This window comes from Pseudomonas lalkuanensis, from assembly GCF_008807375.1.
Classification (GTDB): Bacteria; Pseudomonadota; Gammaproteobacteria; order Pseudomonadales; family Pseudomonadaceae; genus Metapseudomonas; species Metapseudomonas lalkuanensis.
The window spans coordinates 4,212,226-4,237,389 of record NZ_CP043311.1 but is presented as its reverse complement, the minus strand read 5'-3'; the positions used below and the strand labels follow the sequence as shown (position 1 = coordinate 4,237,389).

Annotated in this window: 21 protein-coding genes; 13 read left to right on the top strand and 8 right to left on the bottom strand. The window is 63.6% G+C overall.

Annotated features, from left to right (window positions below):
- Positions 1-49: 49 nt before the first annotated feature.
- The 3 genes from FXN65_RS19705 to FXN65_RS19695 all read right to left on the bottom strand — a co-directional run bounded on the left by FXN65_RS19705 (position 50) and on the right by FXN65_RS19695 (position 5,630).
- The gene (locus FXN65_RS19705) at positions 50-937 is read right to left on the bottom strand and encodes a hypothetical protein (protein ID WP_151135559.1); all 888 of its coding nucleotides are present in this window, start codon (positions 935-937) and stop codon (positions 50-52) included.
- A 322-nt stretch (positions 938-1,259) separates the two neighbouring features.
- Positions 1,260-2,507 (bottom strand): ribonucleotide-diphosphate reductase subunit beta, encoded by a 1,248-nt coding sequence (locus FXN65_RS19700; RefSeq protein ID WP_028628950.1) that lies wholly within the window; start codon positions 2,505-2,507, stop codon positions 1,260-1,262.
- Positions 2,508-2,738: 231 nt separating this feature from the next.
- Positions 2,739-5,630, bottom strand: a complete 2,892-nt coding sequence (locus FXN65_RS19695; protein WP_151135557.1) for a ribonucleoside-diphosphate reductase subunit alpha — start codon at positions 5,628-5,630, stop codon at positions 2,739-2,741.
- Positions 5,631-6,345: 715 nt separating this feature from the next.
- Between FXN65_RS19695 and FXN65_RS19690 the strand changes: the two genes are divergently transcribed.
- Both FXN65_RS19690 and FXN65_RS19685 read left to right on the top strand, forming a co-directional pair.
- Positions 6,346-7,071: a response regulator gene (locus tag FXN65_RS19690; protein ID WP_151135555.1), complete on the top strand. Its 726-nt coding sequence runs from the start codon at positions 6,346-6,348 to the stop codon at positions 7,069-7,071.
- 97 nt (positions 7,072-7,168) lie between these two features.
- Positions 7,169-8,785 carry an ATP-binding protein gene (locus FXN65_RS19685; protein ID WP_151135553.1) on the top strand — a complete coding sequence of 539 codons (1,617 nt, stop codon included), beginning with the start codon at positions 7,169-7,171 and terminating at the stop codon, positions 8,783-8,785.
- 121 nt (positions 8,786-8,906) lie between these two features.
- Here FXN65_RS19685 and FXN65_RS19680 read toward each other — a convergent pair whose 3' ends face one another.
- The gene (locus tag FXN65_RS19680; RefSeq protein WP_151135551.1) at positions 8,907-9,623 is read right to left on the bottom strand and encodes a 4'-phosphopantetheinyl transferase family protein; all 717 of its coding nucleotides are present in this window, start codon (positions 9,621-9,623) and stop codon (positions 8,907-8,909) included.
- 404 nt (positions 9,624-10,027) lie between these two features.
- On the opposite strand from FXN65_RS19680, the gene FXN65_RS19675 reads away from it, so the two are divergent.
- The 3 genes from FXN65_RS19675 (at position 10,028) to FXN65_RS19665 (ending at position 12,740) form a co-directional block, all read left to right on the top strand.
- Entirely contained in the window at positions 10,028-10,633 is a 606-nt protein-coding gene (locus FXN65_RS19675; protein WP_151135549.1) for an outer membrane beta-barrel protein, read from the top strand.
- 65 nt (positions 10,634-10,698) lie between these two features.
- Positions 10,699-11,376 carry a response regulator gene (locus tag FXN65_RS19670; protein WP_151135547.1) on the top strand — a complete coding sequence of 226 codons (678 nt, stop codon included), beginning with the start codon at positions 10,699-10,701 and terminating at the stop codon, positions 11,374-11,376.
- The gene (locus tag FXN65_RS19665; protein ID WP_151135545.1) at positions 11,373-12,740 is read left to right on the top strand and encodes an ATP-binding protein; all 1,368 of its coding nucleotides are present in this window, start codon (positions 11,373-11,375) and stop codon (positions 12,738-12,740) included. The genes FXN65_RS19670 and FXN65_RS19665 overlap by 4 nt, the downstream gene beginning before the upstream one ends.
- A gap of 69 nt (positions 12,741-12,809) precedes the next feature.
- On the opposite strand, the gene FXN65_RS19660 is transcribed toward FXN65_RS19665, so the two are convergent.
- A complete protein-coding gene (locus FXN65_RS19660) occupies positions 12,810-13,808 on the bottom strand; it encodes an AraC family transcriptional regulator (protein ID WP_151135543.1) in 999 nt (332 codons plus the stop codon).
- A 323-nt stretch (positions 13,809-14,131) separates the two neighbouring features.
- On the opposite strand from FXN65_RS19660, the gene FXN65_RS19655 reads away from it, so the two are divergent.
- The 5 genes from FXN65_RS19655 (at position 14,132) to FXN65_RS19635 (ending at position 20,631) form a co-directional block, all read left to right on the top strand.
- Positions 14,132-15,427, top strand: coding sequence for a dicarboxylate/amino acid:cation symporter (locus tag FXN65_RS19655; protein WP_151135541.1), 1,296 nt, complete (start codon positions 14,132-14,134; stop codon positions 15,425-15,427).
- A 244-nt stretch (positions 15,428-15,671) separates the two neighbouring features.
- Positions 15,672-16,811 (top strand): acyl-CoA dehydrogenase family protein, encoded by a 1,140-nt coding sequence (locus FXN65_RS19650; RefSeq protein ID WP_151135539.1) that lies wholly within the window; start codon positions 15,672-15,674, stop codon positions 16,809-16,811.
- An 88-nt stretch (positions 16,812-16,899) separates the two neighbouring features.
- Positions 16,900-17,730 carry an amidohydrolase family protein gene (locus tag FXN65_RS19645; RefSeq protein ID WP_151135537.1) on the top strand — a complete coding sequence of 277 codons (831 nt, stop codon included), beginning with the start codon at positions 16,900-16,902 and terminating at the stop codon, positions 17,728-17,730.
- 52 nt (positions 17,731-17,782) lie between these two features.
- Positions 17,783-19,420, top strand: coding sequence for an AMP-binding protein (locus FXN65_RS19640; protein WP_151135535.1), 1,638 nt, complete (start codon positions 17,783-17,785; stop codon positions 19,418-19,420).
- 29 nt (positions 19,421-19,449) lie between these two features.
- Positions 19,450-20,631 (top strand): CaiB/BaiF CoA transferase family protein, encoded by a 1,182-nt coding sequence (locus FXN65_RS19635; RefSeq protein ID WP_151135533.1) that lies wholly within the window; start codon positions 19,450-19,452, stop codon positions 20,629-20,631.
- Between the two features lie 52 nt (positions 20,632-20,683).
- Here the strand turns inward: FXN65_RS19635 and FXN65_RS19630 are convergent, their stop codons facing one another.
- The 3 genes from FXN65_RS19630 to FXN65_RS19620 form a co-directional block, all read right to left on the bottom strand.
- Positions 20,684-21,175, bottom strand: a complete 492-nt coding sequence (locus FXN65_RS19630) for a SprT family zinc-dependent metalloprotease (protein ID WP_151135531.1) — start codon at positions 21,173-21,175, stop codon at positions 20,684-20,686.
- A 126-nt stretch (positions 21,176-21,301) separates the two neighbouring features.
- Positions 21,302-21,901 (bottom strand): Yip1 family protein, encoded by a 600-nt coding sequence (locus tag FXN65_RS19625; RefSeq protein ID WP_151135529.1) that lies wholly within the window; start codon positions 21,899-21,901, stop codon positions 21,302-21,304.
- Positions 21,902-22,056: 155 nt separating this feature from the next.
- On the bottom strand, positions 22,057-22,656 hold the full coding sequence (locus FXN65_RS19620) for a DNA-J related domain-containing protein (RefSeq protein ID WP_151135527.1): 600 nt from the start codon (positions 22,654-22,656) through the stop codon (positions 22,057-22,059).
- Between the two features lie 100 nt (positions 22,657-22,756).
- On the opposite strand from FXN65_RS19620, the gene ttcA reads away from it, so the two are divergent.
- Genes ttcA through FXN65_RS19605 form a run of 3 tightly spaced genes read left to right on the top strand, consistent with a single transcriptional unit; the run spans position 22,757 to position 25,130 of the window.
- Positions 22,757-23,581 (top strand): tRNA 2-thiocytidine(32) synthetase TtcA, encoded by an 825-nt coding sequence (gene ttcA / locus FXN65_RS19615; RefSeq protein WP_151135525.1) that lies wholly within the window; start codon positions 22,757-22,759, stop codon positions 23,579-23,581.
- 52 nt (positions 23,582-23,633) lie between these two features.
- Entirely contained in the window at positions 23,634-24,305 is a 672-nt protein-coding gene (locus FXN65_RS19610) for a DNA-3-methyladenine glycosylase I (protein WP_151135523.1), read from the top strand.
- A gap of 60 nt (positions 24,306-24,365) precedes the next feature.
- Entirely contained in the window at positions 24,366-25,130 is a 765-nt protein-coding gene (locus FXN65_RS19605; protein WP_151135521.1) for an NAD-dependent deacylase, read from the top strand.
- The last annotated feature ends 34 nt before the right edge of the window (positions 25,131-25,164 follow it).

The following is a 25,164-nucleotide window of genomic DNA, read 5'->3' as shown; positions in this document are numbered from 1 at the left end:
TCATCCACCCTACGCAAGCCTGAGCGTCGAGTGCCTACAGGCTCGCTCACTACCAGTATTCGTTGGGAATCGCATCGGAACAGGGGTTGCCAGTGTCCTCAAGGATGACCTTGAGGGTTTCCGACATCTGCATGGCATAGCGTGAGAAGTCTTCCCCATCGGACAGGCTGCGCTTAAACGCGACGGCAGAGCACATTGTCCACGCCTGCGCGTTGCTTGGGTCTGTCTGGGCCATCTCACTGTAGCGCCGGGCAACAGCGGCATATGTTTCGTTCATTTCCAAGGCCCTATTGGCAGCCGGCGTGTCCACGCGCTTCAAGATGCTGGGTGTGCCCTCGGATGGAACACGATCAGCTTCCACTGTGCGTTTGTCGAGAAAGCGCAGAGAGAATGTTGAACCCGTGTTCGAGTTGTAGAACTGGTAACTGCCATCACCTTGCCTTTCATAGATCGAGCGCTTGTTGGGTTCGACGACAACCACATTGCCGCTTTCTTCCTCGATCGTGATTGAGTAACTCCCATCCTCGATGACATAGGTGCCTGCAAGAGTGGATTGGTCCTCACTTTTGGCCGGCTCCGTGAGTGCAATCGCCGGAGCAGGTTGCATTTCAACTGTCTTCGGAAGGGGGATGGGTGGAGTGACTTCCTGATCGGCTAGAGCGCGTTCGGCTATTGGAGCAGGGGGCTGGATGGCGGATTCTGGTTGCCGTGCCGTTACGACAGCCGCAAGACTTTGCTGAGGGAGTGAGGGTGTCTCCACAGTACTAGCCGCATTTGTCGAGGGGGGCGGTGGCAAAGGAATCATGATGGGTGGGACGACTTCACCGAGTTGCTTTTGCGCCTTCAGGCTTTTGATCACTTCTGCAGCCTGGGCTTGGGCATGCGCTTGTGTTTCGGCTTCTGTCATCCAGGGTGCATGCGTACGCAGCATCTCCATATGGCCTTGCACGTACGAATTGTAAATTTCGTCATACGACGTGGGAGCCACTGGCTGCGAGACACAAGCGCACATGGCTAGCGAAAGGCCTACGATGCTTGCGTGCGTGGTGGACATCATGTGGCAGCTCCCTTGTTTGGCCCAGAACTGGCGGCAAGTTAACGGATGAGGACTGATCGACGGACGCCATGAGTACGTGCGCCATGCTGAATCAGATCCATAAAAAAGCCCCGCACTAGGCGGGGCTTTGGTCTTTCTATCGCTACCCCGAACTTCCATTTCAGGCAAAGCGTTTATGTTTTCCTAATGTCTTGACCCGGACTCAATCCCAGCTCAGCGCACCGCCGGTCTGGTACTCGATGACGCGAGTTTCGAAGAAGTTCTTTTCTTTCTTCAGGTCCATGATTTCGGACATCCACGGGAACGGGTTGGTCGCGCCCGGGTATTCCTCTTTCAGGCCGATCTGGGTCAGGCGGCGGTTGGCGATGAACTTGAGGTAGTCCTCCATCATGGCCGCGTTCATGCCCAGTACGCCGCGCGGCATGGTGTCGCGAGCGTATTCGATTTCCAGCTGGGTGCCCTGGAGGATCATCTGGGTGGCTTCGTCCTTCATCTGGGCATCCCACAGGTGCGGGTTCTCGATCTTGATCTGGTTGATCACGTCGATGCCGAAGTTCAGGTGCATGGACTCGTCACGCAGGATGTACTGGAACTGCTCGGCGGTGCCGGTCATCTTGTTGCGGCGGCCCATGGAGAGGATCTGGGTGAAGCCGCAGTAGAAGAAGATGCCTTCCAGCACGCAGTAGTAGGCGATCAGGTTGCGCAGGAACTGGCGGTCGGTCTCCGGGGTGCCGGTCTTGAACTCGGGGTCGGAGATCGAGCGGGTGTACTTGAGGCCCCAGGACGCTTTCTTCGCGACGCTCGGAATCTCGTGGTACATGTTGAAGATCTCGCCTTCATCCATGCCCAGCGACTCGATGCAGTATTGGTAGGCGTGGGTGTGGATCGCCTCTTCGAAGGCCTGGCGCAGGATGTACTGGCGGCATTCGGGGTTGGTGATCAGGCGGTACACGGCCAGCACCAGGTTGTTGGCAACCAGGGAGTCGGCGGTGGAGAAGAAGCCGAGGTTGCGCATCACGATGCGGCGCTCGTCTTCGGACAGGCCGTCCTTGCTCTTCCACAGGGCAATGTCGGCGTTCATGTTCACTTCCTGCGGCATCCAGTGGTTGGCGCAACCATCCAGATACTTCTGCCAGGCCCAGTCGTACTTGAAAGGTACGAGCTGGTTGAGGTCGGCGCGGGCGTTGATCATCTGCTTGTCGCCAACCTGCACGCGCGCGGCGGAGCCTTCGAGGTCGTCCAGGCCTTCCTGGATGTCGAGGGCGTCGAGGGCCTTCTTGGCGCGGGCGACGGCGTCGGAGTCGTCGGCCGATACGGCACGGGCGTCTTCAACGGAGCCGGCGGCTTCGTCGTCGAGCTTGTCGATGTTCTTGGCTGCGGCCTGGGCGACGGCGGGGGCTGCCTTGGCTTCGGTGGGGTCTTCTTTGTCGAATTCGTCCCAGCTGAGCATTGTTCCTCTCCTGGTCTGCGGACCGGTCTGTGCCGGCCTGGGTGTTTGGGTGCGTGGATGGATGCACGCGAAAGCGTTGGATCAAGGACGGGGCGGTGGTTTGCCCTGGCCTGTGCACACCCGGTTTGTGGGTGTGGCTGTTGAATCTTTTTACCCTCACCCCCGGCCCCTCTCCCGCAAGCGGGAGAGGGGAGGGAAGTGCCCTCTCCCTGAGGAGAGGGGGAAGCAGTCTTATTGGCAGGCTTCGCAGTCGGGGTTATCGATGGAGCACGCGCTGGGCACCGGAGCCGGTGCCGGCGCGGCAGCCGGAGCGGCTTGCAGGGTGTCGCTGCCGCCTGCCGATACGGCGTTCAGCTTGCCGGTGTTGATGGTCGACTTCTCGGTGCTGGTGGCGGCCAGGGCGCGGAGGTAGTAGGTGGTTTTCAGGCCACGGTACCAGGCCATGCGGTAGGTCACGTCCAGCTTCTTGCCCGAGGCGCCGGCGATGTAGAGGTTCAGGGACTGGGCCTGATCGATCCACTTCTGACGGCGGCTGGCGGCGTCGACGATCCACTTGGTTTCGACTTCGAAGGCGGTGGCGTACAGGTCTTTCAGGTCTTGCGGGATGCGCTCGATCTGCTGCACGGAGCCGTCGTAGTACTTCAGGTCGTTGACCATGACCGGGTCCCACAGGCCACGAGCCTTGAGGTCGTGAACCAGGTAGGGGTTGATCACGGTGAACTCGCCGGAGAGGTTCGACTTCACGTAGAGGTTCTGGTAGGTCGGCTCGATGGACTGCGATACGCCGGTGATGTTGGCGATGGTCGCGGTCGGCGCGATGGCCATGATGTTCGAGTTGCGAATGCCTTTCTTGACGCGTTCGCGAACCGGGGCCCAGTCCAGGGACTCGGTCAGGTCGACGTCGATGTACTTCTGGCCACGGGCCTCGATCAGGATCTGCTGGGAGTCCAGCGGCAGGATGCCTTTGGACCACAGGGAGCCGTCGAAGGTCTCGTAGGCGCCGCGCTCATCGGCCAGGTCGCAGGAAGCCTGGATGGCGAAGTAGCTCACCGCTTCCATGGACTTGTCGGCGAACTCGATGGCCGCGTCGGAACCGTAGGCGATGTGCTGCAGGTACAGAGCGTCCTGGAAGCCCATGATGCCCAGGCCAACCGGACGGTGCTTGAGGTTCGAGTTGCGAGCCTGCGGAACCGAGTAGTAGTTGATGTCGATGACGTTATCGAGCATGCGTACTGCGGTCTTGACGGTCTTCTCGAGCTTGGCGGTGTCCAGCTTGCCATCGACGATGTGGTTCACCAGGTTCACAGAACCCAGGTTGCAGACCGCGATCTCGTCCTTGTTGGTGTTCAGGGTGATCTCGGTGCACAGGTTCGAGCTGTGGACCACGCCCACGTGCTGCTGCGGGCTGCGCAGGTTGCACGGGTCCTTGAAGGTCAGCCACGGGTGGCCGGTCTCGAACAGCATCGAGAGCATCTTGCGCCACAGGTCCTTGGCCTGGATGGTCTTGAACAGCTTGATCTTGCCGTACTGGGTCAGGGCTTCGTAGTACTCGTAGCGCTCTTCGAAGGCCTTGCCGGTCAGGTCGTGCAGGTCCGGTACTTCGGACGGCGAGAACAGGGTCCACTGGCCATCGTCGAACACGCGCTTCATGAACAGGTCCGGAATCCAGTTCGCGGTGTTCATGTCATGGGTACGGCGGCGATCGTCACCGGTGTTCTTGCGCAGCTCGATGAACTCTTCGATGTCCAGGTGCCAGGTTTCCAGGTAGGCGCAGACGGCGCCCTTGCGCTTGCCACCCTGGTTGACGGCGACGGCGGTGTCGTTCACCACTTTCAGGAACGGAACCACGCCCTGGGACTTGCCGTTGGTGCCCTTGATGTAGGAGCCCAGTGCACGTACCGGAGTCCAGTCGTTGCCCAGGCCGCCAGCGAATTTGGACAGCATGGCGTTGTCGTGGATGGCGCTGTAGATGCCCGACAGGTCGTCCGGAACGGTGGTCAGGTAGCAGCTGGAGAGCTGCGGACGCAGGGTACCGGCGTTGAACAGGGTCGGGGTCGACGACATGTAGTCGAAGGAGGACAGCAGGTTGTAGAACTCGATGGCGCGTTCTTCTTTCTGCTTCTCTTCGATGGCCAGGCCCATGGCCACGCGCATGAAGAAGACCTGCGGCAGTTCGAAGCGGATGCCGTCCTTGTGGATGAAGTAACGGTCGTACAGGGTCTGCAGGCCGAGGTAGGTGAACTGCTGGTCACGCTCGTGGTTGATGGCCTTGCCCAGTTTTTCCAGGTCGAAGGTCTTCAGTTGCGGGTCGAGCAGTTCGAACTCGACGCCTTTTTCCACGTAGGCCGGCAGGGCCTTGGCGTAGAGGTCGGCCATCTCGTGGTGAGTGGCGCTCTCGGCAACACCGAGGAAGCCCAGCGCTTCGGCGCGCAGGGTGTCCATCAGCAGGCGGGCGGTGACGTAGGAGTAGTTCGGCTCGCGCTCTACCAGGGTACGGGCAGTCATCACCAGGGCGGTGTTGACGTCCTTCTCGGCTACGCCGTCGTAGAGGTTCTTCAGGGTTTCACGCTCGATCAGCGCGCCGTCGACTTCGGCCAGGGCTTCGCAGGCTTCGCTGATGATGGTGTTCAGGCGGCCCATGTCCAGCGGCTGCTGGCTGCCGTCGGCGCGGGTGATGCGGATGCTCGGGTGCGGCTGGGCGACTTCGGCGCCGGCGCTGCGCTTGGAGCGTTCCAGGGCGCGGGACTCGCGGTAGATCACGTAGTCGCGGGCGACTTTCTGCTCGCCGGCACGCATCAGGGCCAGTTCGACCTGGTCCTGGATCTCTTCGATGTGGATGGTGCCGCCGGAGGGCATGCGGCGCTTGAAGGTCGCGGTGACCTGCTCGGTCAGGCGGGCGACGGTTTCATGGATACGCGAAGAAGCTGCGGCAGTACCGCCTTCCACAGCGAGGAACGCCTTGGTGATGGCAACGGTGATCTTGTCGTCGGTGTAGGCGACTACGGTGCCGTTGCGTTTGATCACGCGCAGCTGGCCGGGCGCGGTGGCGGCCAGATCCTGATTGGAATCTGCTGCCTGCGGCGCGGCGGCCTGCGGGTTCTCGCGAGTGGTGTCGGTCTGCATGGGGTTCTCCATGTTCTGATTTATCTAAGGGCGCCTGAATCGCCTTCGTTCCCTTTTCACAACGCAATACGCACGGCAACGGCGCCGGGCGTGAACACGTGGTGCTTCGGGGCAGAAGGACAGGACTCAAGTGCCTTCCTGGCCCTACAAGTCAATCGCCACGGTGTTAAAGATCCGTGACAACCACAATACCTAGTGGTGGGCGCTGTTGACGCCTCACCCGCTTCCGGCCCCCAGTCACGTTCTTTGTGTCCTGGGCCGGCACCATTCGCCTAAGGCGTCTGGTGGGTGAAATACCGCTTGTGACACACCGGTGGTCAGGCTCGGAAAAAGCCCTTAGCGCTTGATTCTAGTTAGTGTCCGGTGGTACGCCCTTACCCCTATATGTAGGGGCTGAGCTCGATGGGGGTACAAGATAATGCGCTGTTGGGGGTATTGCAAGGCGAGCCACAACATCTAGCCTGTGGATAACTTGTGGGTGATTTGTGGGTGACTGCGGGGTAACGGAGGCAAAGGCCCGGTGGCTCTAGGCTCCGCCGTTCGTCGCCGCCGAATGGACGGTTTTCGAGGTCTGGCGGTGCTGTCGATGGCGTCGCAAGCTAACACAATATCTTGTGTTTTAGGACGAATCTGGCATGCGCTGTGCTATCTATCCGGCATTGATACAATGCGGACCCGTTTTTCGATGGTCCTGACGCTGTCTAGGGAGTGCGTGGTGGAGCAAGAAGCCTGGCGAATCCTCATAGTCGAAGACGATCAGCGACTGGCCGATCTGACCCGTGAATACCTGGAAGGCAACGGCCTGCAGGTATCCATCGAGTCCGATGGCGGCCAGGCGGTGGCGCGCATCCTCAAGGAGCGTCCGGATCTGGTGGTGCTGGACCTGATGCTGCCGGGGGAGGATGGCCTGTCCATCTGCCGCAAGCTGCGCGGCCAGTACGAGGGGCCGATCCTGATGCTCACCGCGCGCACCGATGACATGGATCAGGTGCTGGGCCTGGAGCTGGGTGCCGATGACTATGTGTGCAAGCCGGTGCGCCCACGAGTGCTGCTGGCGCGCATCCGTGCCTTGTTGCGGCGCAGCGAGGTGGTCGCCGAGGTGCCCGTTGTGGAAAACCAGCGCCGCCTGGAGTTCGGTCCGCTGGTGATCGACAACGCCATGCGCGAGGCCTGGCTCAACGAGCGCAGCATCGAGCTGACCAGTGCCGAATTCGACCTGCTCTGGCTGCTGGCGGTGAACGCCGGGCGCATCCTTTCCCGCGAGGAGATCTTCAATTCCCTGCGCGGCATCGAGTACGACGGCCAGGACCGCTCCATCGACGTGCGCATTTCGCGCATCCGTCCGAAGATCGGTGACGACCCCATGCACCCGCGCCTGATCAAGACGGTACGCAGCAAGGGCTATCTATTTGTCAGAGAGGCCGCCGAAGGGCTGGTCTGAACCGCCTTTGTAGGAGCGAGCTTGCTCGCGAAGGGCTCCGCGCCGGGGGCTTTCGCGAGCAAGCTCGCTCCTACGGTCACCATTTGAGCAATTGGGCATGAACTCGATCTTCCTGCGCATCTACGGCGGCATGCTGGTGACCCTGGTGCTGGTGGCGCTGCTCGGCGTCTTCACCATCCACCAGGTCAACCAGGTGCGTGCCGACCAGTACCGCGAGAGCCTGGCCCGCGGCACCTTCCGCCTGATGGCCGACAACCTCCAGCCCATGAATGCAGTGGAACGCCGCCGCGCGGTGGTGCTCTGGGGACGCCTGCTGGGCATTCCCCTGGAACTGCAGCCCATGGAGGGCTCGAAGCTGGACAACAGCGCGCGCAATCGCCTGACGCGCGGCCAGGTGCTGGTGGAGCAGACCGGGCCCCATGCGGCGCGGGTGTTCGCCCTGGTGAGCGTGGGCGAGCGGCTGCTGCTCACCGGTGACGTGGAGCAGATCAGCGAGCAGCTGGCGCGGGCCACCGTCTATCTATTGATGGATGAGCTGGTGCGCTTCCCGGTGAACGAGCAGCCGCAGCGGCTGGCGTCCATCAAGGAGAACAAGCAGTTCGGCTTCGACATGCGGCTGATCCCGCTGAAGGACGCCGACCTGGACGTCGACCAGCGTCGCCGGGTGGACGAGGGCGACACGGTGATGGCGCTGGGCAAGGACGGCGACTCCATCCGCGTATTCGCCGGCATGGTGGACACGCCCTGGGTGCTGGAGATGGGCCCGCTGCACCAGATGAACCCTTATCCACCACAGATGCTGGTGCTGATCGGCTTCCTCGGCCTGACCCTGATCGGCCTGACCGTGTATTTCCTGGTGCGCCAGCTGGAGCATCGCTTGATGGGGCTGGAGAGCGCTGCCAGCGACATCGCCCAGGGCAAGCTGGACGCGCGGGTTCCTGCCAGGGGCGCCGACTCGGTGGGGCGCCTGGCCGCTGCCTTCAACGGCATGGCCGAGCAGTTGCAGCGCCTGCTGATGCTGCAACGCGAACTGATTCGCGCGGTGTCCCACGAACTGCGTACCCCGGTGGCGCGGCTGCGTTTCGGCCTGGAGATGATCGGCGACGCCGAGAATGACGAGTCCCGGCGCAAATACATGGAAGGCATGGACGGCGACATCCAGGAACTGGACAAGCTGGTGGACGAGATGCTGACCTACGCGCGCCTGGAGCAGGGCTCGCCGGCCCTGCATTTCCAACGCGTGGACCTGGATGCGCTGTTCGACCAGGTGATCGCCGAGCTGTCCCCCCTGCGTGCCTCGGTGCGCATCGAGCGCGGTCTGTGCCTGAACGTCGGCAACGACGGAGCCTGGGTCGAAGCCGAGCCGCGTTACCTGCACCGCGCCCTGCAGAACCTGGTGAGCAATGCCATGCGCCATGCGGAATCGCGGGTGCAGCTGAATTACCAGATCGGCCACAAGCGCTGCCGCATCGACGTCGAGGACGACGGCCCCGGCGTGCCGGAAAGCCAGTGGGAGAAGATCTTCAAACCCTTCATGCGTCTCGACGATAGCCGAACCCGCGCCTCCGGCGGCCACGGCCTGGGGCTGTCCATCGTGCGGCGGATCATCTACTGGCACGCCGGCCGAGCACAGATCGGCCGCAGCGAGTCATTGGGCGGCGCGCGCTTCAGCCTGGTCTGGCCGCGGCGGCAGAGCGAGGCCGAGACGCTCTAGGTTCTGCTGCGCTTCTCACCGGATTCAATTCGTAGGATGGGCGGGCGGCGTTCCGCGAGCGAAGCGATACCCATCAGTGCGTTGTGGGCGCGAATTCATTCGCGATTGCCAGCCGCTCGCTTCAGGCGGCGACTGCAACCAGGCTCAGCAACCTGCCCTGGAACAGGCAGTGCCATCCCTGCAGTTCACTCCCCGCCGTCCATTCCGCCGACAGGTCGGTCAGCAGCCGCAGTCGTGCGCGGGTGTCATCGCAGTCCAGCATTTCCGCGTCATGGAAGTAAAAGCGCTTGTGCACCAGGGGGTAGAGCGCCTTGAACAGGCTTTCCTTGATGGAAAAGGTGAGGGTGATGCGCTCGGCCTTCTGCTCGGGCGTGAGGCCGTCCAGCCGTTGCAATTCGGCCGGGATGAGGATTTCTTCCGCCAGACGCAGGGCGCGATCGCTGGCCAGGGGTTCTTCCAGGTCCAGGCCGAGGCCGCGCCATTGCGTGTCGCTGGCGACCAGGGCGGTGGCCAGGCCGTGGCTGTGGCTGATGGAGCCGGTGATCCCGGCGGGCCAGACCGGTGCGCGGTCTTCGCCAAGGGCGGGCACATCGGCGCGGCCGGTCAGGCCGAGGAGGGCGCTGCGGGCGCAGAGGCGGCCGGCGAGGAATTCCGCCTGCCGCTTGGCCACCGAGCGCAGGATATTGGCCGGTGCGGCAATGGCGCTGCGGGGAAAGTCGTCGGCGGCGAGCCGGGCCGGGTCGAAGCGGCAGGAGCGCATGACCGCACCCGGCAAGGCTTCAGGGAAGGGCCAGGTGGCGTCGAAGGGGCTGCAGCAGGCGGGGTGGTTCGAAGTCATGGCGGCATTCTGCCCGGCGTCGTCGGAATCGGCCAGCGGAGCTGGCCGTTTACATATGTTTGCAAATGGCAAACAAAGCGAAACGGAAGCCGGGTTCCGGTTTTTGCCAGACTAGCCGGGCGTTTCTTCTGGAACGCAGGTGAGGTTGTAGTCTGGAAGCCTGGCAGTGCCGGTTCCGGACATTTTCTCTGAATTGAGTGCGGGAGCCCGGATGGGCTCCCGTTTTTTTTTGCCCGCGATTCAGCGCGGAAGCGGCGGGCCCGTCTTACAAAAAGTCTCTTAGGACGGTGTAAGAGGTTTCGTTCAGCTCAGGTTCAAGAAGGGTTCAGGAGCGGTTCAGTGGTCGGCGAGCAATCTAGCCCCGAGTTCAGCAACTAACCGACCACTCGAAGAGGAACCACATCATGAACCCCATCTTCAGCCGTATCGCCCTCGCTTCCGCCCTGGCCCTCGCCGCTGCCGGCGCCCAGGCCGCCGACAACTTCGTCGGCCTGACCTGGGGTCAGACCAACAACAACATCCAGAAGTCCGATTCGCTGAACGCGAACCTGAACAACCCCAAGCTGGACAAGGTCATCCACAAGACTGACACCTGGGGTGTACGTGCTGGCCAGATGACCGATGGCGGCCGCTACTACATGACCTACGAAAATTTCTCCGACACTGACAGCGGCAACAAGCTGCGCCAGCAGAACCTGCTCGGCAGCTACGATGTGTTCGTACCCGTGGGCGACTACAACACCAAGCTGTTCGGCGGTGCCACCCTCGGCCTGGTGAAGCTGGAGCAGGAAAGCAAGGGCATGAGCCGCGACAGCAACATCAACTACGCCGCCGGCCTGCAGGCCGGTATCCTCCAGGACCTGAGCAAGAACGCGTCGATCGAAGCCGGCTACCGTTACTTGCGTACCAACGTCAGCACCGACATGGGTGAACACGGCGGCCCGCGCCTGGGCTCCCTGGACCTGCACAGCAGTGGCCAGGCCTACATCGGCGCGAACTACAAGTTCTGATCCGTCCATGTTCCGCATCGGGCCGGGCTTTTGCCCGGCCAACTCATAGAAAGGGAGAACTGCCCATGAAACTGCTGGTTGTGGAAGACGAAGCGCTGCTGCGCCATCACCTCTACACCCGCCTGGGCGAGCAGGGCCACGTGGTGGATGCCGTTCCCAACGCCGAAGAGGCGCTCTATCGCGCCGCCGAATACAACCATGACCTGGCCGTGGTCGATCTCGGCCTGCCCGGCATCAGCGGGCTGGACCTGATCCGCCAGCTGCGCGGCCAGGGCAAGAGCTTCCCCATCCTCATTCTCACCGCCCGCGGCAACTGGCAGGACAAGGTCGAAGGCCTGGCCGCCGGCGCCGACGATTACGTGGTCAAACCGTTCCAGTTCGAGGAGCTGGAGGCGCGGCTCAATGCGTTGCTGCGGCGCTCGTCCGGCTTCGTCCAGTCCACCATAGAAGCCGGGCCGCTGCTGCTGGACCTGAATCGCAAGCAGGCACAGCTGGATGGCGAGCCGATTGCGCTCACCGCCTACGAGTACCGCATCCTCGAATACCTCATGCGCCATCACCAGCAGGTGGTGGCCAAGGAGAGGCTGATGGAGCAGCTGTATCCGAATGATGAAGAACGCGATCCCAATGTGATCGAGGTGCTGGTGGGGCGCCTGCGCCGCAAGCTGGAGGGCGGCAACGGCTTCAGGCCCATCGACACCGTGCGTGGCCAGGGTTACCTGTTCACCGAGCGCTGCCGATGATGCGTAGCTGGCGCGACCTGGGATCGTCGCTGCGCCTGCGGCTGATGCTCGGCGCCGCGGTGATGGCGGTGCTGTTCATGCTCGCCCTGCTGCCGGCGCTGCGCGGGGCCTTCGTCATTGCCCTCGACCAGTCCATCCAACAGCGCCTGGCTGCCGACGCCAGTGCGTTGATCGCCGCCGCCCGAGTGGAGAATGGCCAGCTGGAGATGCCCGACAAGCTGCCCAACGAGGAATTCGACAACCTGGAAGCCAGCCAGCTGGGCTACATCTATGACAGCGAAGGGCGGTTGGTCTGGCAGTCCCTTTCGTCGCGGGACGAGCGATTGGAGTACAGCCCGCGCTACGACGGCCAGGGGCACGACTTCCTTCGGGTTGCGGATGCCAGGGGGCGCGAGTTCTTCGTCTATGACGTGGAGGTGGACCTGCTGCGTGGGCAAAGGGCGGCTTACAGCGTCGTCACCATGCAGCCGGTGAGCGACTACCAGTCCATGTACGACGGTTTCCTCAATCAGCTTTATGTCTGGTTGGGCGGTGCGTTGCTGGTGTTGCTGGGCCTGCTCTGGTTCGGCCTGACGTGGGGCTTTCGCAGCCTGCGCGGGCTCAGCGCCGAGCTGGACCAGGTGGAATCCGGCAGCCGCGAGAACCTGAGCGACGAGCACCCACGGGAGCTGCTGCGCCTGACCAAATCCCTCAACCGCCTGCTGGACGGCGAGCGCCGCCAGCGTGAACGCTACCGCCATTCCCTGGACGACCTGGCCCACAGCCTGAAGACGCCGCTCTCGGTATTGCAGGGCGTGAGCGAGAACATCGCCGCCCGCCCCGGCGACCGCGAGCAGGCGCGGGTGCTGCAGAGCCAGATCGAGCGCATGAGCCAGCAGATCAGCTATCAGCTGCAGCGCGCTTCCCTGCGCAAGAGCGGCCTGGTGCGCCATCGGGTGCAACTGGCGCCTTTGCTGGACACCCTCTGCGATGCGCTGGACAAGGTCTACCGGGAAAAGCGCGTGCGCGTGGAGCGGGATTTCGACAAGGCCCTGATGATCCCCATGGAACAGGGTGCCTTGCTGGAGTTGCTCGGCAACCTGCTGGAGAACGCCTTTCGCCTGTGCCTGGGGGAAATCCGTGTCAGTGCGCGGGTGGGCGATGGCTATTGCGAACTGAAGGTGGAAGATGACGGTCCCGGCGTGCCGGTGGACCAGCGCGAGCGCATCCTCAAGCGCGGCGAGCGCCTGGACGCCCAGCATCCGGGGCAGGGCATCGGCACGGCGGTGGTGAAGGACATCATCGAGAGCTACGACGGCGAGCTGTTCCTCGAAGCGTCGCAGCTGGGCGGGGCGGAGTTCAGGATTCGATTTCCGTTGATCTGAGCGGATCTGCCGCCTTTTTGTAGGGGCGAATGATTTCGCCCCCACAGCCCATCCACATTCCGGGCCGGCTCAGGCCTCTTGCGCCCGGTACGCCCCCGGTGTCAGCCCCGTCCATTTCTTGAAGGCCCTATGGAAGGCCGAAGGTTCGGAGAAGCCGAGCTGTTCGGCGATGTCCTGGATCGACAGTTCATCCCGGCCCAGGTGGTAGATGGCCAGGTCGCGGCGCAGGTGGTCCTTCAGTTCCTGGAAGCTCGAACCCTCTTCGCGCAGGTGGCGACGCAGGGTCTGCGGGCTGGTGTGCAGCTGTTGCGCCACCGCTTCCAGGTCCGGCCAGGTGCGGCAATCGCGGCCGAGCAGGCGGCGGATCTGGCTGGTGAGGCTGTCGCCGCCGTCCGGACGGGCCAGCAGGTCGGCCGGGGAATGTTCGAGGAAGTGCCTGAGGGTGCGTTCGTCCTGCAGTAGCGGCATCGCCAGGTAGCGGGCATGGAAGCGCAGGCTGGTGCGCGGCGCCGAGAACTGGCGGCGGGTGGGAAAGAGCAGTTCGTACTCGCCGGCATGGGCCGGTTCGTCGTAGCTGAAGGTGGCTTCCTCCAGGCGGATGCGCTGACCGATCAGCCAGCTGCCCAGGCGGTGCCAGATTACCAGCAGGCTTTCCACCAGGAAGTGGTCCGGGTCCCAGAGCGTGGCGTCGTCCACCGTCAGTACGGCGAAGTCGCCATCGCGCGCAAGGCTGATGCGCGGCCCGTCGGGAAACAGCCCGTAGTAGAGGGTGCCCCGGCCCAGGGCCTTGTCCAGGGTGCGGCAGTGGATGATGGCGTGGCACATCATGGCGAAGGTGCCGCGCTTGCTGCGTTGCAGGCCGAAGCCCATGTACTCGTCGTCCAGCGTTTCCCAGAGCAATTGCAGCAGCCGGGTGAACTGCTCGGGGGCTACCCGTGCCCGTGGTTCGTCCAGCAGCGCTGGCTGAATGCCGGCTGCCCGCAGGACAGGCGCGCAATCGACACCCTGGCGCATGGCACCGCGCAGGGCGGCCCGGACGAAATGGCTGGCGATGGTGCGCTCACGCATGGGGGCGATCCGTGGTCGGGGAGGCCGATGGTAGGGCGTGGCTGGAGGCGGCCACAAGGGCGCAAGTGGCGGAAATCCCCCTGGGTGCTTGGCGGAAATCCGCCCGATACCGATCCGAGCGTGGCTTTCTTATGTATTTAAACTATTGAAATATAAGGATTTTAGTGAAAATAAGGACTTGGCATAGCGGCTGCAATAGGGACAGTGCCGTCCATTCGACTGGACCGCACAACAACAAAAGTCTCCCAGACAGGGAGATATGTCGATCACAGTGACGCCAGGCCTTACGGAACAGGTCGGGATCACTTGAAAGGAACACTGCCATGTCCCGCCAACCGTTCTACAAGAGCCTGTACGTTCAGGTCATCGTCGCCATTGCCATCGGCATTCTGCTTGGCCACTTCTATCCGGAAACCGGCGTTGCCCTCAAACCGCTGGGTGACGGCTTCGTCAAACTGATCAAGATGGCCATCGCGCCCATCATCTTCTGCACCGTGGTCAGCGGCATCGCCGGCATGCAGGACATGAAGGCAGTGGGCAAGACCGGCGGCTACGCGCTGCTGTATTTCGAAATCGTCTCCACCATCGCCCTGATCATCGGCCTGGTGGTGGTCAACATCGTCCAGCCCGGTGTCGGCATGCACGTCGATCCTGCCACCCTGGACACCAAGGGAATCGCCGCCTTCACCGCCGCTGGCGAACAGCAGAGCACCATCGCCTTCCTGCTGAACGTGATTCCCAGCACCATCGTCGGTGCCTTCGCCTCGGGCGACATCCTGCAGGTGCTGTTCTTCTCCGTGATCTTCGCCTTCGCCCTGCAGCGCATGGGTGACTACGGCAAGCCGGTGCTGGAGTTCATCGACCGCATCGCCCAGGTCATGTTCGGCATCATCAACATGATCATGAAAGTCGCCCCCATCGGCGCCTTCGGCGCCATGGCCTTCACCATCGGCCAGTACGGCGTGGGCTCGCTGGTGCAGCTCGGCCAGTTGATGCTGTGCTTCTACATCACTTGCGTGTTCTTCATCCTGGTGGTCCTGGGCGGCATCGCCCGCGCCCACGGCTTCAGCATCCTGCGTTTCATCAAGTACATCCGCGAGGAGCTGCTGATCGTGCTCGGCACCTCTTCGTCCGAGTCGGCCCTGCCCCGCATGCTGAACAAGATGGAAAAGCTGGGTGCCAAGAAGTCCGTGGTCGGCCTGGTCATCCCCACCGGCTACTCCTTCAACCTGGACGGCACTTCCATTTACCTGACCATGGCTGCGGTGTTCATCGCCCAGGCCACTGACACCACCATGGACATCACCCACCAGCTGACCCTGCTGGCCGTGCTGCTGATCGCCTCCAAGGGTGCCGCCGGTGTCACCGGTTCCGGCTTCATCGTGCTCGCCGCCACCCTGTCCGCCGTCGGCCACCTGCCGGTTGCCGGCCTGGCGCTGATCCTCGGCATCGACCGCTTCATGTCCGAAGCCCGTGCCCTGACCAACCTGATCGGCAACGGCGTTGCCACCATCGTGGTTGCCAAGTGGTGCAAGCAGCTGGACGAAAACACCCTGCAGCGCGAGCTGGCTTCCGGCGGCAAGTCCGAAGCACCGGCCGCACCGCAGACCGCTGCCTGATCGACGACTGCTACAGCGTTCTCCTCCTGGTGAGGAGACTTTCTCAAGCCCGGCCCCCGTAGCCGGGCTTTTTTTTGCCAATTCAGGCGTCCCCGTGGGCAAGATTTTCATGTAGGAGCGAGCTGGATTTCCAGGTGTGCGAACCTGACCGATTGCGTCAATGCGCCTGAGCGCTTGCGTCATTGAGGGGGCGATTGGCTGGCGCCTAACCTGCGGCACGACTTCGGCCCAGGGAGGCAACGCCATGCAGCGCATTCATTTCGAAACCGAGCACAACCTGTTCCGCGACGCCTTTCGCGCCTTCCTGCAGAAGGAAGTGGTGCCGCACCAGGACGAGTGGGAGGCCGCCGGTGTGGTCGACCGCGGCGTGTGGCAGAAGGCGGGGGAGATGGGCTTCCTGCTGCCCTGGGCGGACGAGGAATACGGTGGTGCCGGGCTGAAGGACTTCCGCTACGAGCAGATCATGTGCGAGGAGCTGGCCTACATCAACGAGCCGGGCTTCATGATCCCGTTGCATTCGGCGCTTTGCGGTCCCTATATCGCCGAGTATGGCAATGCCGAGCAGAAGGCGCGCTTCCTGCCGGGGATCATCCGCGGCGAGACCATCCTCGCCGTGGCCATGACCGAGCCCTCTGCCGGTTCCGACCTGGCCGGCATGCGTACCACCGCCGTGGACAAGGGCGACCACTTCCTGCTCAACGGTTCCAAGGTGTTCATCTCCAACGGCCTGCTGGCCGATGTGGTGATAGTCGCCGCCAAGACCGACCCGGCAAACAAGCACGCCATGGGCCTGTTCCTGGTGGAGCGGGGCATGGAAGGCTTCGAGCGCGGCCGCAACCTGAAGAAGCTGGGCATGAAGAGCCAGGACACCGCCGAGCTGTTCTTCAACAACGTCAGGGTGCCGAAGGAGAACCTGCTGGGTGACGCCAAGGGCGGCTTCTTCTACCTGATGAACATGCTCGCCCAGGAACGCCTGACCAACGCCTGCGGCGCGGTGGCCGGCGCCGAGGCGGCGCTGCTCACCACCATCGACTACGTGAAGGAACGCAAGGCCTTCGACCGGCCGGTGGCGCACTTCCAGAACACCCGCTTCAAGCTGGCGGAAATGCGTACCCAGATCGACGTCGCCCAGGTGTTCACCGACCGCTGCGTAATGGATCACAACCAGAAGAAGCTCACCCCCGAGGTCGCCGCCGAGGCCAAGCTGTTCACCACGGAACTGCTGTGCAAGGTGGTGGACGAGGGCGTGCAGCTGCATGGTGGCTGGGGCTACATGTGGGAGTACCCCATCTGCAAGATGTACGCGAACGCGCGCATCCAGCGGATCTTCGCCGGCACTTCGGAAATCATGAAAGAGATCATCAGCCGCGGGATGAAGCTCTGAGGCAGGCGGTGCGCATGGCGCACCCTGCAAATGTGCTCCGCAGGGTGCGCCGTGCGCACCTTGAACCGACACCATTGAGGCAAACGTCATGACTCAAGCACAAGGCGCCATCGATGCCTGGGCCCAGCTTGCTGCCGGCCGCACCCGCGAGCTGATACCCGAGGCGGTGCGGTTGTTCGAGAAGTCCGGGACCACAGCGCTGCTCGACAAGGGCCTGAGTCCCGAGGAAACCGTTGCCGAGATGGACCGTGCCGGCATCCACAAGCTGATGGTCAGCGCCTGGTGCCGGCCCGAACGCTGGGTTAGCACCAACGACGAGGTGGCCGAGTACACCTGCGCCTTCCCCGACCGCTTCGTCGGCGTTGCAGCCGTGGACATGAGCAAGCCCATGGCCGCGCTGCGCGAGCTGGACCGAGCCGTCAACGAGCTGGGTTTCAAGGCGCTGCGGGTGGTGCCCTGGCTGTGGAAGCTGCCGCCCAACCACCGGCTCTACTACCCGCTTTATGCGAAGTGCGTCGAGCTGGACATTCCCTTCTGCACCCAGGTGGGCCACACCGGCCCGCTGATGCCTTCGGAAACCGGCAGGCCCGTGCCTTACCTGGATGAGGTGGCGCTGGATTTTCCCGAGCTGCGCATCGTCGCCGGCCACATCGGCCACCCCTGGACCGAGGAGATGATTGGCGTCGCCTGGAAGCACGACAACATCTTCATCGATACCTCTGCCTACCTGCCGCGCTACTACCCGCAGGCCCTGCTGCAGTACATGAAGACCTACGGCCAGGACAAGGTGTTGTTCGGCAGCAACTTCCCGCAGTTGTCGCTTTCTCGCTGCATGGAGCAGGTAGGGGAGCTGGGGTTGCCGGACGAGGTGCGGGAGAAGTTTCTCCGGGCCAATGCGCGGAGGGTGTTCAAGCTCTAGAGTGCTGGGCCATCGGAGATCGAGCCGACAACAAGAACAAGAGGGCTGAAGGATGAGCGAGCAACTGCCGTTGCACTGTTTTGCCCATTGGGTGGCGGCCACGCCGGACCGCGTCTGGCTGCGCCAGCCGGTGGCGCGGACCTGGCACCCGATCACCTGGCGCGAGGCCGACGACCGTGCCCGGCGCCTGGCCAGTGCACTGCGCGCGCTGGGCTGTGAGCCGGGCGACCGGGTGGCGATCCTGGCGAAGAACTGCGCCGAATGGATACTGAGCGACATGGCGATCATGCTCGCCGGGCTGGTCAGCGTGCCGCTCTATCCCCTGCAGTCGGCCGAGAGCATCGACTATGTGCTGCGCCACTCGGCGTGCAAGGTGATCATCCTCGGCAAGCTGGACGATGCCGAAAGCCTCGAACCGGGCATTCCCGTCGAGGTGGTGCGCATCGCCATGCCCTATCCGACCTTGCACGCCGACCATGCCTGGGGCGAACTGCTGGCCCGCCACGAACCGTTGCGCGAGGCGCACGAACAGCGCCCCGACGACCTGCTCAGCATCCTCTATACCTCCGGCACCACCGGCCAGCCCAAGGGCGTGATGCAGACGGCGCGGGCGTTCGCCTTCGCCTCCAGCCGCTCGGTGGCGGAGATGGGGCTGGGGCAGGAAGACCAGTTCTTCTCCTACCTGCCGCTGTCCCACGCCGCCGAACGCTTCCTGGTGGCCACCAACAGTCTCTATTGCGGCGGTGGCATTGCCTTCGTCGAGTCGCTGGAGACCTTCGCCGAGGACCTGCGGGAAATCCGCCCGACCCAGTTCTTCTCGGTGCCGCGCCTGTGGACGCGCTTCCAGCAGGGCGTGCTGGAGAAACTGCCCCAGCGTCGACTCGACCGCCTGCTGGCGATTCCGCTGCTCGGCGCCCTGGTGGCCTGGAAGATCCGTCGTGGCCTCGGGCTGGACCGGGCACGGGTGCTGGTGAGCGGTGCCGCGCCGATCCCCGTGGCGTTGCTGGAGTGGTACCGGCGCATCGGCCTGACCATCTGCGAGGGCTATGGCATGACCGAGAACTTCGCCTACGGCAATTTCAACCGGCCGGGCCAGGTGCGCTTCGGCACCGTGGGGCGGGTGATGCCGGATAACGAACTGCGCATCGCCGACGACGGCGAAATCCTCTACCGCAGCCCCTCGCTCATGACCGGTTACTACCTGGAACCGGACAAGAGCGCGGAAACCCTGCGCGACGGCTGGCTGCACACCGGTGACAAGGGGCAGGTCGACGACGACGGCTACCTGCGCATCACCGGCCGGGTGAAGGACATCTTCAAGACCAGCAAGGGCAAGTACGTGGCGCCGGCGCCCATTGAGGGCGAGATCGCCAAGAGCCACTGGGTGGAGCAGGTGTGCCTGATGGGCAGCGGCCTGGACCAGCCGCTGGCGCTGATCGAACTGAGCCCGGCAGCCCGCGAGCAGGCTCGCGCCCAGGTGGAAGCGGACCTGCTGGCCACCCTCGAACAACTCAACAGCCGGCTGCTGCCCCATGAGCGCGTCAGTCATCTGCTGCTGGTGCGCGAGCCCTGGACGGTGGATAACGGCTGCATGACCCCCACCATGAAGATTCGCCGCAACGTGCTGGAAGCCCGTTACGCCCCGGCAGTCGACCGTCTCGATGCGCGCCAGGCGCTGCATTGGGAATGACCGCCCGAACACACGCATCAGGAGTCGCCATGAAAGGCCCGCTGTCTTCGCTGAAAGTCCTCGATTTCTCCACCCTGCTGCCAGGGCCCTTCGCCTCGTTGCTGCTGGCCGACATGGGCGCCGATGTGCTGCGGGTGGAATCGCCCACACGCATGGACCTGGTGCGCGTACTGCCGCCCCACGACGGCGGCCAATCCACCAGTCATGCCTACCTCAACCGCAACAAGCGCAGCATCGCCCTGGACCTGAAGCAGCCGGAAGCGGTGGAACTGGTCAGGCAGCTGGTGCGCGACTACGACATCGTCCTGGAACAGTTCCGTCCCGGCGTGATGGAGCGCCTGGGGCTGGGTTATGAGGCGCTGAAGGCGGTCAATCCGAAGCTGATCTATGTCTCCATCACCGGCTACGGCCAGAGCGGGCCTTATCGTGATCGTGCCGGACACGACATCAACTATCTGGCACTGGCCGGCATCGCGTCCTACACCGGTCGCCGTGACAGCGGGCCGCTGCCCCTGGGGGTGCAACTGGCGGATATCGGCGGCGGTTCCCTGCACGGGGTGATGGGCCTGCTGGCGGCGGTTATCCATCGCCAGGCGACGGGGGAGGGGCAGCATGTGGACGTCAGCATGACCGACTGCGCCTTCGCCCTGCACGGCATGGCCGGTGCCGGCTACCTGGGTGCCGGGGTGGAGCCGGACATGGAGAACCAGGCGCTGAATGGCGGCAGCTTCTACGACTACTACCGCACCCGGGATGGCCGCTGGTTCTCGGTGGGCAGCCTGGAACCGCAGTTCATGCAGCAGTTCTGTGCTGCCATCGGCTGCCCCGGGCTGGCGGCCAAGGGCCTGTCGCCGAAGTCCGAGGACCAGCGCGAGCTTAAGCTCGCCATCGCGATCGAGTTCGAGAGGCGTGACTTCGCCGAGTGGGTGGAAATCTTCGCCGCCCTGGATGCCTGCGTGGAGCCCATGCTGCCGTTGTCCGAAGCGGTGGAGCATCCGCAGATCAAGGCTCGCGGACTGGTGGTGGAGGTGCCGCGCGACGGCCTGCCGCCGCAGAAGCAGATCGGCTGCCCGATCAGGTTCTCCGCCGGGTTGCCCGCGCCGCGTCACGTTGGTTGTGCGGTGGGCTCCCATACAGCGGACGTGCTGGCCGAACTGGGTCTGAGCCCGGAGCGGATCGAGGCGCTGAAAACGGCGAAGGTGGTGGGGTAGGGCGCTGGAGCTGGGACAGCCGACATTCCTCCAGGGGCGAATGAATTCGCCCCTACACCTGGCTCTGCTCCCCGCTGAACACCAGCGTCACCCGGCAGCGCCGGCAGTAATAACGCCGGCCCCGCGCCACCAGGGCGTGGCGCTGGGCGGAGAAGGGATGGCCGTCGGGACAGGCGCAGCGATAGAGGTAGCGCGTCACCTTGCGCCGCTTCACTTCGTAGTTGTGGCAGCGGTTGGGCGGCAACTCGTAGACCCCGCGCATGATCAGTTGCCATTCCTCGCCATGGGGCTGGATGCGCGGGCCGAACAATTGATGGGCCACCAGGTGCGCCACCTCGTGGGCCACCGTCTGGCGCAGGAAGTCTTCCTGGTTTTCGCGGTAGAGCTGCGGATTGAAACGCAGCTTGTTTTCGTCCAGATGGGCGACGCCGGCCTTCTGCCCGCGCAGCTTGAAACTCACTTCGGGGCGGGGGAACCGGCATTTGAAAAAGGCTTCGGCCTGCTGGTAACAGGCCTCGACGCGGGCAAGCAGCTGCTCGGGCATAGGTCACTCCGTTGGCGCGGAATTATGCCGTAAAGCCTGGTGTTGCCGAAGTTGATGGCGCCGAGCGGTCATTCCCGGCCAAAAGAAAAGGCCGCCCGCAGGCGGCCCTTCTGTCAGCGGATGTCGTCAGCTGGTGTACACCGGGCCCAGGCCGAAGCCCCAGAGGATCACGGCGGAGGCGATCATCGCCACCAGCACTACCAGGCCCACTGCCAGCACCGAGCTGGAGAACAGGAAGCCTTCGTCCTTCGGAATGTTCATGAACGTCGGTATGCCCACGTAGAGCAGGTAGACCGTGTAGCAGATGGCCAGGGTGCCCACCGTCGCGCCGAACCAGAGGTGTGGGTAGAGCGCCGCGAGGCCGCCGATGAACAGTGGGGTCGCGCAGTAGGCGGCGAAGACGATGCACTCGGTGATGCTGGGGTTGGCGTCGTAGGTACGTGCCATCCAGTGGATGAACCCGCCCATCACCGCCACGCCCGCCAGCATCGCCAGGTAGGACATGATGGACATTTGCAACGCGCTGGCCTGGGTGAGCATCACGGGATCGCCCTTGCCCAGTACCCAGCCGACCTGGGTTGTGCCGATATAGGCGGAAATCACGGGAATTGCAGCAAGGATCAGGACGTGGGTGAGGTACATGTGGCCGACGCTTTCGTCTTCGCCACGGATCTCTTGCCACTCTTGATCGGGATGGGTGAAGAGCCCCCAAACGTGGTGGATCATGCTGAACACCTCCTCATTATTATGAGGTCGCCCCCCAGCGAAGTGCCCGTAGCGCGTGGACAGCGCTGACCGGTACCCGACCGACTCATGCGACCTTATGTCGCAGTATAGGCAGGTCATCCGGTGTCGCCTTAGAGCGAATCGAAGATTCGGCCTCAGCTGTAATAGCGTTGAAGTATTTCCATGGCCTTGTTGATCGATTGCAGGCGCGATGTGCTGCCGCCCCGGTCGGGGTGATGCTGGCTCACCAACTGGCGGTAGCGCTGCTTGATCACGGTCAGGCTGAGGGGCTGGCTGCCGTTGTGCAGGCCGAACAGTTCCAGCGCTGCAAGCTTTTCCTCGCTGCCCTGCATGCGCGTCCAGAAGCTGGCCAGCAGCCGCTCCACGTCTTGCTCTGTGGTGTCCCGCAGGTTCTTCAGGTTCAGGTAGTAGTCGCGCAGCGGGTCGAGCTCGCTGAGCGCCGCCGCGGTGCCGGGCACGTAGGGCAGCAGCTGCACGCACAGCGGGCTGATGGAAAGCTGGGCGTCGCCCGAGCCGTTCAGGCGGTCGCGAAGACGATAGAGGGCGTTGAAGACCAGGAAGTGGGTACGGAACAGCACCAGCTTGTCGGTGAGTTCCAGGTGGGGGATATGGGTGGAGTGGCGGGCCTTGAGGGCCTGGATCAGCTGATGCTCGCTCAGGCCTTCCGGGGCCCCGCGCAAGAGTTCGAGGAGCTGGTCGCTGAGGTCGAGAGACGGGTCGAGATCGCTGTTCATCGGCGCAAGCCTAGCACGGCCCGTCGATGGGGCTGGGGCCGCGCCCGCTTTGTGCGTAAAATAGCCAGCTTTTCGCATCTCCCCCGGATTTCAGAGCACCATGGGCACCCTTTCGGTCAACCAGAACAAACTGCAGAAACGCATCCGCCGCCTGGCCGGCGAAGCCATCGCCGACTTCAACATGATCGAGGATGGCGACAAGGTCATGGTCTGCCTGTCCGGCGGCAAGGACAGCTACACCATGCTGGACGTGCTGCTGTACCTGCAGAAGGTCGCTCCGATCAAGTTCGAGATCGTGGCCGTGAACATGGACCAGAAGCAGCCCGGCTTCCCCGAGCACGTGCTGCCGGCCTACCTGGAATCCATCGGCGTGCAGTACCACATCATCGAGAAGGACACCTACTCGGTGGTGAAGGAGAAGATCCCGGAAGGCAAGACCACCTGCTCGCTCTGCTCGCGCCTGCGCCGTGGCACGCTCTACACCTACGCGGACGAGATCGGCGCGACCAAGATGGCCCTGGGTCACCACCGCGACGACATCCTGGAAACCTTCTTCCTCAACATGTTCTACGGCGGCACCCTCAAGGCCATGCCGCCGAAGCTGCGTGCCGACGACGGCCGCAACGTGGTGATCCGCCCGCTGGCCTACTGCAACGAGGCCGACATCGAGGCCTACTCCATTCTCAAGGAGTTCCCGATCATCCCGTGCAACCTCTGCGGTTCCCAGGAGAACCTGCAGCGCCAGGTGGTCAAGGAAATGCTCAACGAGTGGGAGCGCAAGTCGCCGGGCCGCACCGAGATCATGTTCCGCGCCCTGCAGAACGTGGTGCCGTCGCAACTGGCGGACCGCAACCTGTTCGACTTCGTCAATCTGCGCATCGACGAGACCGCGGCGCCGCGCACCCTGGACGTCGTCAACATCTGATGCCCCGTTCCCTCTCCCTGCGGGGGAGGGGAGCTGCCTGAAAGGATTCTGCATGCGCGATTACCGCTGGCTCCATGAGTACTGCCTGAACCGCTTCGGCTCGGCCGAGGCCCTGGAAGCGCGCCTGCCGCAGCCGCGCAGCGATGTCGAGTTGCGGGCGCTCAGTGATGACCGCTACCTGTCGTTGATGGCGTTGCGGGTGTTTCGTGCGGGCCTCAAGCACAGCCTGGTGGATGCCAAGTGGCCCGCGTTCGAAGAGGCGTTCTTCGGCTTCGACCCGCAGAAGGTGGTGCTGATGGGGGCCGAGCACCTGGAGCGGCTGATGCAGGACACGCGCCTGATCCGCCACCTGGGCAAGCTCAAGAGCGTGCCGCGCAATGCCCAGTTCGTGCTGGACGTGGCGCGGGAGAAGGGCAGCTTCGGTGCCTTGATCGCCGATTGGCCGGCGACCGACATCGTCGGCCTGTGGAAATACCTGGCCAGGCATGGCAACCAGTTGGGCGGGCTGTCGGCGCCGCGCTTCCTGCGCATGGTCGGCAAGGACACCTTCATCCCCACCGATGACATGGTCGCGGCCCTCAAGGCCCAGGACATCATCGACAAGGCGCCCACCAGCCAGAAAGACCTGGCCCAGGTGCAGGCCGCCTTCAACCAGTGGCACGCCGAAAGCGGCCGTCCGCTCTGCCAGCTTTCCGTGATGCTGGCCCACACCGTCAACCACTGAGTTGCGCCTCCCATCGCTGCGGGCGGACACTGGGCGCCGAGCGGAACAGGGGGGCGAACCATGTCGGATATCCAGCGTGTAGCGGCAGCCATCAAGGCTGCCGAACGAATCCTGGTGATCACCGGGGCCGGTCTGTCGGCCGACTCGGGGCTGCCCACCTACCGGGGCCTGGGCGGCCTCTACAACGGCGTGACGGAAGAGGGCCTGCCTATAGAAGAGGCGCTTTCCGGCCCGATGCTGCGGCGTAATCCGGCGCTCTGCTGGAAGTACCTCGCCCAGCTTGGCCGCGCCTGCCTCGGTGCCCGGCCGAACGCCGGTCACGAAGCCATCGCGCAGCTGCAACAGCTCAAGCCGGAGTGCTGGGTGCTGACGCAGAACATCGACGGCTATCACCGCCAGGCGGGCTCGCCGCCGGAGCGGCTGATCGAGATCCATGGCGAACTGTCGCCGCTGTTCTGCCAGTCCTGCGGGGCGGAAAGTTCCGACCTTGTCCGACATCTGGCAGGGGAAATGCCTCCCAAATGTCATGACTGTGGTGGTATTCTCCGCCCACCCGTGGTGCTGTTCGAAGAAATGCTCCCAGAGCAGGCCATCGACAGCCTCTACGCCGAGCTACGCAAGGGATTCGATGCGGTGATCTCGGTGGGAACCACGGCGAGCTTTCCTTACATCATCGAGCCCGTCATCCGCACCCGCCACGCAGGCGGTTTCACCGTGGAAATCAATCCGGCGCTCACCGACCTCAGCCCCGTCGTCGATGTACACCTCAGAGGAAAGGCCTTAGATGTTTTGCAGGGACTGCTAAGTCACATTTCGGGCGATTAAATTTGCAAATGAGGTCGATAGAGGGCATAGTCGC